Genomic DNA, 12,231 nt, shown 5'->3' on the forward strand with positions numbered 1-12,231 from the left:
GTCACATGAGGTATCGCGGCATCGGATCGGATGCCTCGGGGCCGACGGTGTCGCGCGGTCATCCATTCACACACGGGCAGCAGCGATTCGCCTGGGTGCATTTCGACGACGTCGTGCGTGCCATCCGATTCATCGATGAGCATGATGGGATCTCAGGACCGGTGAATATCTTGAGTCCCGGAGTCTCGGACAACACCACTCTGATGTCTGCATTGCGGCGCGGTGTGCGCATGCCGCTCGGCCTTCCTGCTCCCCGGTGGCTGCTGGAGATCGGCATACTCGTCCTCCGGCAGGAATCGGAGGTGGTGCTCAAGAGCAGATGGGTGCTGCCCGCGTGACCGGAACACGCCGGCTACGACTTCACGTGGACGGACATCCGGGCCGCGACGAAGAGCCTGCTGCGTTAACAGTCACCCGAAACCGCACCAGCAACCTGCAGGCGGAGCGCTATTGCAGGTTCGGGTGGCCGAAGCCTCGGGGACACGGGGTGCAGGTCAGCCGGCGGCTGCCTCGGCGGGGATCCCAGCCTGGGCACAGTCGGGACAGTAGAGCTGCAGACTCTTCTCGGTGCAGTCCTCGCAGCGCAGGTACTGCTTGCGGCAGTCCAGGTTCGCGCAGTTGACGAAGTTCGGGGTCGCCTTCTCGCACGCGACGCAGTGGCCGATCGATTCGGCGTCGTCGCCGAACTCCACGTGCATGCGCTTGTCGAAGACGTAGAGCGAACCGTCCCAGTACCCGGTGTTGCCGAAGGTCTCGCCGTAGCGGACGATGCCGCCGTCGAGTTGGTAGACCTCTTCGAAGCCGCGGTTCTTCATCAGCACGGACAGGACTTCGCAGCGGATACCGCCGGTGCAGTAGGTGACGACGGGCTTGTCCTTGAAGCCGTCGTACTTGCCGGATTCGATCTCGTCGATGAAGTCCCTGGTGGTGTCCGTCTCAGGCACGACGGCGTCGCGGAACTTCCCGATCTGGGCCTCCATCGCATTGCGTCCGTCGAAGAAGACGACTTCCTCGCCGCGTTCGTCCAGGAGTTTGTGCAGTGCTCCGGGCTTGAGATGCTCGCCGCCGCCTTCGACTCCGGATTCGGTCACCGTGATCTCGTCATCGGTGCCGAACGTCACGAGCTCGGGCCGGACCTTGACGCTCAGCCGTGGGAAATCATCGCCGGCACCGTTGGACCACTTGATATCAGCCTTCTTGAACGGCTCGTAGGATCGCGTCGCCCGCACATACTGTTTGACGTCGAAGACGTCGCCGCCGATGGTCGCGTTGATGCCGTCCTTCGACACGATCACCCGCCCCTTGAGACCGAGGCCCTCGGCCAGCGTATGTTGCCACAGTTTGACCGCCTCGGGGTCCGCAAGAGGGGTGAACACGTAGAACAGGACGATCTTGGGAGTTGCCATGACCCATATTCTAATTGGCGAATACGTCCGTCGAGATCGGCGGCTGCCGCTGGCCCGGCCGACGGCAGCCGCTGGCCCGGCCGACGGCAGCCGCCGCCGATGAGACCGGCTTCCCCTCCTCCCCCGCACCACGGCTAAGATTGACCCTGATGCCGTGTCGTATGAAAGGGCCACATGTCGAGTAACCTCAACTCTGCGAATTCCACGCAGGTCGATACCCAGCAGGTCGAAACCGATCAGGCCGCCTCCAAGAAGGTCAAGGAGACCGTCGATTTCGCCGCCGCGAATCCCGATGTGGACCAGCCCTATGCCGACCTCGGACTCAAAGCGGACGAATACGCGCAGATCCGCGAGATCCTGGGACGTCGCCCCACCTCGGCGGAGTTGGCGATGTATTCGGTCATGTGGTCCGAGCACTGCTCCTACAAATCCTCGAAGGTCCACCTGTCGAAGTTCGGTGACAAGGTCACCGAGGACATGAAGAAGCACCTCCTGGTGGGCATCGGCGAGAACGCCGGCGTCGTCGACATCGGCGACGGTTGGGCTGTGACCTTCAAGGTCGAGTCCCACAACCACCCCAGCTATGTCGAACCCCATCAGGGTGCGGCCACTGGTGTGGGCGGAATCGTGCGCGACATCATTTCGATGGGCGCCCGACCTGTGGCCGTGATGGATCAGCTGCGTTTCGGTGCCATCGACCATCCCGACACCTCTCGCGTGCTCCACGGAGTCGTGTCCGGCATCAGCAACTACGGCAACTCCCTCGGTCTGCCCAATATCGGCGGGGAGACCGTCTTCGACCCCGTCTACCAGGGAAACCCCCTGGTCAACGCCCTCGCCGTCGGTGTCATGCGCCACGAGGACATCCGCCTGGCAAACGCTTCGGGCAAGGGCAACAAGGTCATCCTCTTCGGTGCCCGCACCGGGGGCGACGGCATCGGCGGAGCCTCCATCCTCGCCTCCGAGTCCTTCGACGACACGAAGCCCTCGAAGCGTCCGGCCGTCCAGGTCGGCGACCCCTTCGCGGAGAAGGTGCTCATCGAATGCTGCCTCGAACTCTTCCACGCCGGAGTCGTCGAGGGCATCCAGGACCTCGGCGCCGCCGGCATCAGCTGCGCGACCTCGGAGCTGGCCTCCAACGGTGACGGCGGCATGCATATCGCCCTCGACGACGTGCTGCTGCGCGATGAGAGTCTGACACCCGAGGAGATCCTCATGTCGGAGTCGCAGGAGCGCATGATGGCCGTGGTCACCCCCGAACGACTCGACGACTTCCTGGCCATCGTGGGCAAATGGGACGTCGAGACCTCCGTCCTCGGCGAGGTCACCGACACCGACCGTCTCACCATCGAATGGCATGGCGACGTCATCGTCGACGTGCCCCCGCGCTCGGTCGCCCACGACGGTCCCGTCTACGAACGTCCGATGGCCGAGCCGTCCTGGACCGCCGAGGTGGCTGCGAACACCGTGGAATCCGCGGGCCTGGTCAAGCCCGTCGGCGACGAGCAGCTGCGGGCCACCGTGCTGCAGCTCGCCGGTGCGCCGAACCTCGCGTCGAAGGACTGGATCACCTCCCAGTACGACAAGTATGTGCAGGGCAACACCGCACAGGCCTTCCCCGACGATGCCGGCGTCGTCCGCGTCGACGAGGAGTCCGGACTCGGAGTGGCCGTGGCCACCGACGCCAACGGCCGCTACGGCTACCTCGATCCGACCCGCGGGGCACAGCTGGCGCTGGCCGAGGCCTACCGCAACGTCACCACCGCCGGGGCCATCCCCCGCGCCGTCACCGACTGCCTCAACTTCGGTTCCCCCGAGGATCCGGAGATCATGTGGCAGTTCGCCCACGCCATCGGAGGCCTCGCCGAGGCGTGTCAGGACATGGGCATCCCCGTCACCGGTGGCAATGTCTCCCTGTACAACCAGACCGGCGGCGTGGCCATCCACCCGACCCCGGTCGTCGGTGTCCTCGGCGTCTTCGACGACGTCACCCGGGCCACCCCGAGCGGCTGGAGGGAGCCGGGCCAGACCATCTACCTCCTCGGCACGACCGAAGCCGAGCTCGACGGTTCGGCGTGGGCCGACGTGACTGCCGGCCACCTCGGCGGAGTGCCACCGCAGTACAAGCCGGCAGCGGAGAAGGAGCTCGGTGAGATCCTCATCAACTCCTCGCGTGACGGCATGATCGATGCCGCGCACGACCTGTCCGAGGGAGGTCTGTCGCAGGCTCTGATCGAATCCTGCCTGCGTTATGGCACCGGTGCCCGCATCTGGCTCGACGAGGTGTGCGAACGCGATGACGTCGATGTGTTCACCGCGCTGTTCTCCGAGTCCACGGCGCGTGCGATCGTGGCCGTGCCCCGGTCGGAAGAAGTCCGGTTCAAGGACATGTGCACCGCGAGGCGCTTCCCGTTCATCCGCATCGGCATGACCGACACCGGCGACGAGGCGCCCGTCCTCGAAGTCGTCGATCACTTCGAGATCGGTCTGGACGAGCTGCGTGAGACCCACGAGGGGACGCTGCCGAAGCACTTCGGGTGAAGCGCCCTTGCTCGCACAATCGCCGAGGGGACCTCTTGGCCTTGAGGGGACCAGTTGCGACTGGTCCCCTCGACGCTGACTGGTCCCCTCGGCGTCTCCCGTTTGGCGGAAGGTTCGTCTCGCTCACATGGTGAGGAATGGCACCAGCAGGGACACGATGAAGAGGTTCACCGTGCCTCCGAGCCGAGTGCTCAACGCGGCGAAGGGCATGAGGTGGATGCGGTCGGCCGCGCTGAGCACAGCCACATCTCCGCTGCCTCCGGTATCGGCCATGACCAATCCAGGGGTGACCGTCGCTTCAACGAAGTTGAACTTCAACAGCCAGCCCAGCACCCCGGACACCAGTCCGGACGAGATGACGGTCAGTACCGTCAACCCCATGAAGATCGGATCCGAGATCGCGCCGACGACTTCATTGATGTCGATATAGGTGATGCTCACCGCGACGAGGAGCGCCGGCAGGAAATAGGATGTCATGAGCTCGCCCCATTCCGTGCTGGACTCTTCGAGTTCGCGTGGGAACAGTCCGAAGATCTTGATCACGGCGGCCGCGATGATGGTCCACGCGTAGGGGTGGAGGAACGGCATGATCGCGCCGAGCAACGTGCCCAGGATGAACAGTCCGGCCGCGATCGCGACACCGATTCCCAGGCTCTGGAAGCTTGCAGAGCCCTTCTTCTCGGGCATCGTCAGCTCGTTCTTCTTCCCCTCGATCCGCATCAGTTCGCCGTCACCGTTGAACCCGACGAACCACTGCTTGCCGGACCTCCCGAGACCGTTGAGCAGGCCGGCGAAGATGATGCAGAAGATGTTGCCGATCACCAATGCCGCCATGAGATCGGCCATGAAGACCGATGCCTCGGTGCCGGTCTGAGCGGCGTACATCTGGGACATCGGGACCGCTCCGATTCCGAGCCCACCAGCCATGACGGGACCAGCAACGAAGAGAATCCCCTTGATGAACCCGAAACCGAGGACTGTGCTGATGCCGCCGATGATGACGAAGGTGATGACGATGCATCCAAGCAGCGGGATGAGGAACCGCGGGCCGGCTTTGAGCAGGAGCGTTCGCGGCATTCCCAGAACCGACCCCGCGATGACGGCGACGACAAAGAAGTCGATGAAGCCGTAGCCTGCCAGGAAATTCGACACCACAGGCGGGATCGAGCTCGGCATGACGCCGGCATAGATGAGGATGGCTGGGACGAAGGTGCACAGGAGGGTGGGCAACCCGTAGTCGCGAACCTTCGGAATCGCTTCACCGATGGCCATGAGCGCGCCGCCGAGGACGACGGTGACTCCGAAGCCCACGAGCATACTGTCGGGCAGGTTGTCGGCCAATGCGGCGACCAGGAAGGTGATGAACAGCGCGCCGTAATAGAGGTAGGGCATGCCCGCGATCCGGAACAGATCACGCTTTCTGCGCTTGCCCGACGACGATTCGTCGGTGACGGGAACGTCACTTCCAGGATGAACGGTGGGACGATTTTCTGACATCATTGTCTCTTCTCGTTTGATGCGGAGAGCGTCGATCGGTTTGCTGCTTTGACCAAGCGCTTATCGATCGACAATCGTGTTCAGACGGCGACTGCTGCGCCTCGCTCGAGTGCTGCGATGAGAAGTTCTCTCACGCGTCGCAGCCCTTCAAGGTCGACTCCGGTGTCGAATCCCCGCGCGTGCAGATGTTCGACGAGTTGTTCCGTCGCGATGTTTCCGTGCGCCCCAGGGGCGAAGGGGCAGCCGCCGTAGCCTCCTGTGGCGGCATCGAATTCGGTGATGCCCAGGTCGAATGCCCGGTCCACGGTGTCGAGGGCCTGCCCATGGGCATTGTGCAGGTGCAGGCTGAGGTCGATGTCGGGAAGTTCGCTGCGCAGATGCTCGAGGCTTTTCTGCACCTCTTGTGGTGTCGCGGTGCCCATCGTGTCGGCCAGGCCGATCCTCCGCACGCCGATATCTGCGTAGGCCGCGACGATCTCGGTCACTGCCGCCGGCGCAATCTCCCCTTCGAATGGGCAGACGAAGGCAGTCGAGACTCCTCCGCTGAAGTCCACGTCAGGATAGGCGTCAACGATCGAGCTCAGATCGGCGATCGCCTCGCTCGGGTCCTTTCCTGCGTTGGCCCGACTGTGCGCGGCGCTGGCCGAGACGACCAAGTTGACGGTGGTGAAACCGGCAGCGACAGCGCGATCGACACCGCGTCGGTTGAGCGCGAGTGCTCGCCACGTGATGTCCGGTCGTTCGGAGACCATGCCGGCCAGGTCCTCGGCACCGCTCATCTGCGGAACGCGCTTCGGGTTCACGAACGATGCTATTTCGATGTCGACGATCCCGGCATCGGCGAGGCTCGCTGCGATGAGCAGTCGATCCTTGACCGAGGTGACGCGGGGTTCGTCCTGGAGACCATCGCGCAGGACGACGTCGGTGATTCTCACCTGTGGGTTCGTCATCAGACAACTCCTCTGCTCTTGAGCTCCGAATAGTTCTCGGTGCTCACACCGAGGACCCCGGTGAGCACTGATTCGGTGTGTTCACCGAGCTCCGGTCCGACCCACCTGATGCGGCCTTCGGTCCCGGGAATGCGGGGTACGACACCGGGGTAGCGGATCGCCTCGGTCGTCTCGTCGTCGATGGCGGTGTCGATCGGCTCGAGCATCCCCCTGGCCGCGAAATGCTCGTCCGCGGCGATACCCTCGGCATCGTAGACAGGTCCAGCGGGCACGCCCGCTTCGGCGAGTGCGTCGACGGCCTGAGTCACGCTGTGTTCCAGGGTCCAGGCGCGTACGATGTCGTCGAGTTCGGTCTCACGTCGACTGCGTGCGCTTCCGTCTGCCAAGGACTCGTCGTCCGCGAGGTCCGAACGGCCGCAGAGGTTCATGAGTGCTCGGAACGGCTTTGCCGCATTGCCGGCGATCATCACGGTCTGCCCGTCCGCGGTCGGATAGCTGCCGCTGGGCACTACGCCGGGGAGATTGGCGCCGCTGCGTTCGCGCACCATCCCGTAGGCGTCGTAGTCGGGGATGAGGGATTCCATCGCCGAGTACACAGCCTCGTAGAGAGCGACATCGACCACCCGCATGCGGTCGAGTCGATGACCGCTCTTGAGCGCGAAGAGTTGGATGACCGCCCCGAGTGCCCCGTACAGACCGGCCATGGCGTCGCCGATGGGGGCAGCTGGTCGCACTGCTGGACGGTCGGAATGACCCGTGACGTGGCGCAGGCCGGCAAAGGCCTCGGCGACTCCGCCGAATCCGGCCCGATCACGGTACGGGCCGGTCTGCCCGTAGCCGGAGATGCGCACCATCACTATGTCCGAGTTCACCGCCTTGAGATCGTCTTCGCCGAGATTCCACTTCTCGAGTGTGCCCGGACGGAAGTTCTCGATGACGACATCGGCCTTGGCGACGAGATCCCTGACGATCTCCTGCCCCTGGGCGGTGCGCAGATCGACGGTCACCGATCGCTTGTTGCGGGCCAGCGTGCGGAACATCATCGAGACCTTGCCCCGCTGTCGACGCCAATTGCGCAGTTCGTCCCCAGCGCCCGGAGTCTCGATCTTGATGACTTCGGCACCGAAGTCGGCGAGGAGGCGTGTGGCGAATGGCGCCGCGATGAAATTGCCCAATTCGAGCACTCGTACCCCGTCGAGCAGAGCTTCGTCCGCTCGAGGGGCGTTCTCCGGCGAGGGGCCGACGGCATCGTTGTCGGTCAACGGCGCTCTCCAATCCTTTGATTATCATTATTTGATAACGTACGATCACGTTATGATCGACCACAACATAACCGACGTCGGAGTCCTTGACAAGAGCATGGCCATCATTTCGACATGCGAAGCCTCACCGAGAATGGCCGCCGACATCGCCGAGACCCTGGATCTGTCCGTCCCCACAGTCCATCGCCTCGCCCGTGCACTTGTGACGCACGGCCTCCTCGTTCGCGAACCCACTGGAGCGTTCAGGCTCGGCGCACGCTTCATCAGCTTCGGGCTCGGTCAGATTGCGCGTGGACCGCTGCGCACATTGGCAGAGGCCACGGGCGAAGCGTGCCAGCTCTGGGTGCCTCGCGGGTCGAACAGATTGTGCCTGGTCAGCGAGGCGATGCCTCAAGAGCTTCATGTCGAACTCCGGGAAGGCACCCAGCTGCCGCTTGCTGACGGCGGCACTGCGGCCAGGGTCATCGAGGGCGAACGTTCCGATTCGAGCTGGGTGCTGACCGTGTCGGAACGGACCGCTGGACTCACCAGCATCAGCGCTCCCGTCGAGACCAAGGACGAGTTGGTCGGCGCCGTGTGCATCGTGGCACCGGTGGCCAGAGTCACCAGTGACCTCGGCGAGCTCTACGGAACTCGCCTGCTCGTCGCCGCCTCGGCGATCGAACGTGCTGTGAACCCGGCCTAGCTGTCCGGCCCTTTCCTGCGGTCAGGCCAACATGATCCGGCAATGTCGCGGGCCCGTGACGGACCCGCTGGGCAGTGAACCGATCAGGTGCAGGAGTCCGAGTCCAGCGAAGGTCAGGCCGAGCGCGAGGAACTGTGTGAGGACGATCGCCGTCATGAATGAGGAGCCGAGCACATTCATGCCCCATTCGACGAACGACACGACGAGCCCTGAGAACATCGCATAACCTGCTGCCACGAGGTTGGTCCACCAGGCTCTGTTCCGGACGAGGTTCCAGGCAATGAGTGTTCCGGCCAGCACGACACCGCCGTGGAAGGTCCAGATGATGCTCTGGATGTGCATCGCCAGATCGTAGCTGCCGAAGCTTTCGAGGGCACGGTTCACGACGATCGGCATCAGGTACCGCAGAACCAATGGGTAGATGGCGCCGAAGAGGAGCAGTCCCATAGCGAACAGTCGCATCGTCATCGGGCTGGCCTTCACGATGAGCAGCGCGATGAGGCCGAGGACGAGTTCGAGGGTCACCACCATGACCATCATGAACGTATAAGGGGTGAAGAACTCTGCCCGCATCCCGCGGATCGTCAACGGCATCACGAGCTCCGGCGATGAGCCGATGACCAGGGCGGCCCAGAACATGATGCGCGCTGCCCATCCCGGTCCGCGACGCGTGACCGGACGAGCAGGTGGCGGCAGCCCCGGTGACTCCAGCCAGGGAGACCGATCGTTTCTCCTTAGCGTGCCCGGGTCACCACAGGAGGACTGCTGAGTCATCTCTCCACTCTAAGGTCGGTTCCGCGGTGCGTGGTTGTCAGGGTTGTGCCCGGGGCACACCGTGAGCGCCGGGATGCGGCGGACCGTGAGAGTGTTGTGGCGAAGCTGGAACCGTTGCCGTGCCGAGGCGCCAAGCTGTTCGAGCCGGCTACGTGACCGAAGATGACGACCCCCTCGCATGCACCCTTGCTGATGTGATTGCCTGAAATGGAAGACTACGTCCAGAACACCATTGCACAGACAGTCCACCACACAGAGGAGTCACCCATGGCCACGATCCGCACCTCGCACGCAGGATCCTTACCCCGCACCCCTGAGCTCATCGAGGCCAACAAGGTCAAGCAGGCTCAGAACACCGCTCGCCTCGCCGGCGAAACAGTCACAGACGCCGCGACGCAGGAGTTCGACGAGCTGCTCTCCGCAAGCGTCATCGACCTCGTCAAACGCCAGAAGGATCTGGGCATCTCACTGCCCAACGATGGAGAGTACGGCCACTCGATGGCCGCAGACTTCGACTACGGCGCCTGGTGGCACTACTCCTTCGCCCGCACCGGCGGCCTCGAACTCGATGACGTCGACAAATGGGATGCCCCGGCAGTCCGCTCAGAGCCCGGCAACACGGTTCTGACCAGCTTCGGCGACCGGCGCGACCGCAATCTCTTCCCCGGTGTCTACGGCGATGCCAACGCGGGCACGGACACCGGCCACCAGCCCCAGTTCCCCAAGGCCACGAGCGCCATCAGCTATGTCGGGCATGACCAGGTCGCCGGCGACATCGCCAACCTCAAGGCCGGTCTGGCGGCCGCCGGCTATGGCGAGCACGACGGCTACATCAACGCTTTGTCCCCCGGGTCGGCGTCGCGCATCGCCAATGAGTTCTACGCAAGCGATGAGGAGTTCATCTGGGCGTGGGCGGATGTTCTGCGTGAGGAGTACCTCGCCATCACCGAGGCGGGCCTGACCGTCCAGATCGACGATCCTTCCCTGGCGGAGAACTTCGACCAGATCAACCCCGAACCGTCCTTCGCCGACTACCGGTCGTTCATCCAGGTCCGCATCGATGCACTCAATCATGCCCTGCGCGGCATCGACCCGGCCCAGGTGCGCGTCCACACCTGCTGGGGCTCCTGGCACGGACCCCACGTGACGGACCTGCCGTTCAAGGAGATCGTCGACCAGGTGCTCACGCTCAACGCGGCCGGCATCACCTTCGAGGCCGCCAACGTCCGCCACGAACACGAGTGGCGGATCTGGGAGGACACGAAGCTGCCCGAGGGCAAGTACATCATCCCGGGCATCGTCTCCCACTCGACGAACGTCGTCGAACACCCGGAACTCGTCGCCGACCGCATCGAACGCTTCGCGAAGCTCGTCGGCCCCGAGAATGTCGTGGCCTCGACCGACTGCGGTCTGGGCGGACGCGTCCACCCGGAGATCGCCGTCGCGAAGCTGCAGTCGCTGACCGCCGGTGCCGAGATCGCCGGAAAGCGACTCTGAACTCACAATGATGTGAGGCCCGTGAGCCTCACCTGAGACTGTTCGCCCACTTCACGCTCCCCAGCCGAGTTCCTCCTCGAGGCAGGCCGACAGCGTGGGGTGGGCGAATTGGTATCCGGTCTCCTCGAGCCTCTCCGGACGCACCTTCTGATCTGCCAGCGCGAGTTCCTTGGCTCCGTCGGCACCGAGCACCAGCTCGGTGACGAAACCGGGCGTCGGGACGCGGGCCGGTCGCCTCAGGTGGGCGGCGAGCGCCTCGGCGAACTCCTGCTGCGAATCCAGCTCCGGGGCCACCGCGTTGACCGGACCGCGCACATAGGAGGTGAGCACCGCGTGCACATAGGACCGGGCCAGATCGTCGAGGGAGACCCAGGCCAGACCCTGTTCGCCGCTTCCCAGCCGACCACCGGCACCAGCCAGGTACAGGGGCGTCTGGAGTTTGAGGAATCCGCTCAGCGAGGTCAGCGCAATGCCCGAGCGGATCGACACCCGACGGATGCCCGCGTCTTCGACTCGTGCTGCTGCGGCTTCCCACTCCTGACACAGCTCGGCGAGGAATCCTTCGCCGACGGGAGCGGTCTCGTCCACGGGTGTCTCAGCGTGGGAGCCGTAGATCCCGACCGCGGATGCGCACACGAACACCTCGGGTCGCTTCGCCTCGGGCAGCTTGCGCATGGTCTCGGCCAGCAGCGTCGTCGAGTCGATGCGTGAGGAGCGGATCTCCTCCTTCGCCTTCTTCGTGAACCGGGTGGCGATGGACCGACCGCCGAGGTGGACGACGGCGTCCGCCCACGCGAGGTCACGCGGGTTGATGATGCCCAGGTCGGGATTCCAATGCGACTCGTATTCGACCTTCGGGGTCCGTCGCACGAGCATCCGCACGAAGTGGCCCGCGGTGGAGAACAGGGCCGCGACCTGTTGGCCTACGAGACCGCTGCCGCCGGCGATGAGGATCCGCTTGCCCTTCGTCCTGGTCAGCATCGGTGCGTTCATGCGTTCGAGGAACTCGATGTCCATGAGCATGCGCTTGTGGCGGGCCTCGAAGGTCGCTTCGAGGTTGTGGATGAGACTGCGATCGATCGAGTCGAAGCCGGCCGGGGCCATGGAGAATTCGATGTGGTCGTCGATCTTGGTGCCGCCGGCGACCGAGGAGAACTCGTGGGTGTGCTTCCACTGGCTCAGCGGGCCCTTCTTGAGTTCGTCGACGAAGGAGAACCGGGAGGGGCCCTCGGAATGCACCGAATTGAATGGTCGCCGCACGAGGCCGTAGCTGCCGGGCACACTGGTCTTGACCTGGGCGACCGCGCCGGGTGCGATCGGAGGGTAGCTCTCCTCGACGATCTCCTGGGCCCAGTGCGGGGACAGTCGGGTCAGTGCTCCGGGCTGTGCGTGCCAGAGATAGGTCGTCTCGGCGGCCAGCGGGACTTCTGATGTCCACTCGAAGTTGGTCATGACATCCCTCCTACTCCAGATGATGCCACCCGAGCCTGAAAGTGTGACCCGCAACTCGCCCACTGCCAGATGAATTATCCCCGCCGAGGGTGGACCTCCCCGCTCCCTCGTCTCGACTTCACCGAAAGACGACCGCAGCGCGGAGAGCATAGGGTATACGGTCTGCT

Annotated in this window: 10 protein-coding genes; 4 read left to right on the forward strand and 6 right to left on the reverse strand. The window is 64.3% G+C overall.

Annotated elements, in window-relative coordinates; all coding sequences use genetic code 11:
- Window positions 1-5: 5 nt before the first annotated feature.
- Window positions 6-338 (forward strand): hypothetical protein, encoded by a 333-nt coding sequence (locus BKA07_RS19860; protein ID WP_342449127.1) that lies wholly within the window; start codon window positions 6-8, stop codon window positions 336-338.
- A gap of 156 nt (window positions 339-494) precedes the next feature.
- Here the strand turns inward: BKA07_RS19860 and trhO are convergent, their stop codons facing one another.
- On the reverse strand, window positions 495-1,406 hold the full coding sequence (trhO, locus tag BKA07_RS18575; protein WP_167952585.1) for an oxygen-dependent tRNA uridine(34) hydroxylase TrhO: 912 nt from the start codon (window positions 1,404-1,406) through the stop codon (window positions 495-497).
- Between the two features lie 174 nt (window positions 1,407-1,580).
- Here trhO and purL point away from each other — a divergent pair, with 174 nt between their 5' ends.
- Complete coding sequence (gene purL, locus BKA07_RS18580) at window positions 1,581-3,947, forward strand: phosphoribosylformylglycinamidine synthase subunit PurL (RefSeq protein ID WP_167952587.1); 2,367 nt, start codon at window positions 1,581-1,583, stop codon at window positions 3,945-3,947.
- 123 nt (window positions 3,948-4,070) lie between these two features.
- Here the strand turns inward: purL and BKA07_RS18585 are convergent, their stop codons facing one another.
- The 3 genes from BKA07_RS18585 to BKA07_RS18595 all read right to left on the reverse strand — a co-directional run bounded on the left by BKA07_RS18585 (window position 4,071) and on the right by BKA07_RS18595 (window position 7,656).
- A complete protein-coding gene (locus BKA07_RS18585) occupies window positions 4,071-5,444 on the reverse strand; it encodes a 2-hydroxycarboxylate transporter family protein (RefSeq protein ID WP_245162011.1) in 1,374 nt (457 codons plus the stop codon).
- A gap of 80 nt (window positions 5,445-5,524) precedes the next feature.
- Complete coding sequence (locus tag BKA07_RS18590) at window positions 5,525-6,394, reverse strand: hydroxymethylglutaryl-CoA lyase (RefSeq protein ID WP_167952592.1); 870 nt, start codon at window positions 6,392-6,394, stop codon at window positions 5,525-5,527.
- Complete coding sequence (locus tag BKA07_RS18595) at window positions 6,394-7,656, reverse strand: CaiB/BaiF CoA transferase family protein (RefSeq protein WP_167952594.1); 1,263 nt, start codon at window positions 7,654-7,656, stop codon at window positions 6,394-6,396. Before BKA07_RS18595 ends, BKA07_RS18590 begins: the two co-directional genes overlap by 1 nt.
- Window positions 7,657-7,708: 52 nt before the next feature.
- Here BKA07_RS18595 and BKA07_RS18600 point away from each other — a divergent pair, with 52 nt between their 5' ends.
- Window positions 7,709-8,341 carry an IclR family transcriptional regulator gene (locus BKA07_RS18600; RefSeq protein ID WP_167952596.1) on the forward strand — a complete coding sequence of 211 codons (633 nt, stop codon included), beginning with the start codon at window positions 7,709-7,711 and terminating at the stop codon, window positions 8,339-8,341.
- Window positions 8,342-8,362: 21 nt separating this feature from the next.
- Here the strand turns inward: BKA07_RS18600 and BKA07_RS18605 are convergent, their stop codons facing one another.
- Window positions 8,363-9,115: a hypothetical protein gene (locus BKA07_RS18605; RefSeq protein ID WP_167952598.1), complete on the reverse strand. Its 753-nt coding sequence runs from the start codon at window positions 9,113-9,115 to the stop codon at window positions 8,363-8,365.
- A 267-nt stretch (window positions 9,116-9,382) separates the two neighbouring features.
- Between BKA07_RS18605 and BKA07_RS18610 the strand changes: the two genes are divergently transcribed.
- The gene (locus tag BKA07_RS18610; protein ID WP_167952600.1) at window positions 9,383-10,612 is read left to right on the forward strand and encodes a cobalamin-independent methionine synthase II family protein; all 1,230 of its coding nucleotides are present in this window, start codon (window positions 9,383-9,385) and stop codon (window positions 10,610-10,612) included.
- A 51-nt stretch (window positions 10,613-10,663) separates the two neighbouring features.
- On the opposite strand, the gene BKA07_RS18615 is transcribed toward BKA07_RS18610, so the two are convergent.
- A complete protein-coding gene (locus BKA07_RS18615) occupies window positions 10,664-12,064 on the reverse strand; it encodes a TIGR01777 family oxidoreductase (RefSeq protein ID WP_167952602.1) in 1,401 nt (466 codons plus the stop codon).
- Between the last annotated feature and the right edge of the window lie 167 nt (window positions 12,065-12,231).

It is taken from the genome of Brevibacterium marinum (assembly GCF_011927955.1).
GTDB lineage: Bacteria > Actinomycetota > Actinomycetes > Actinomycetales > Brevibacteriaceae > Brevibacterium > Brevibacterium marinum.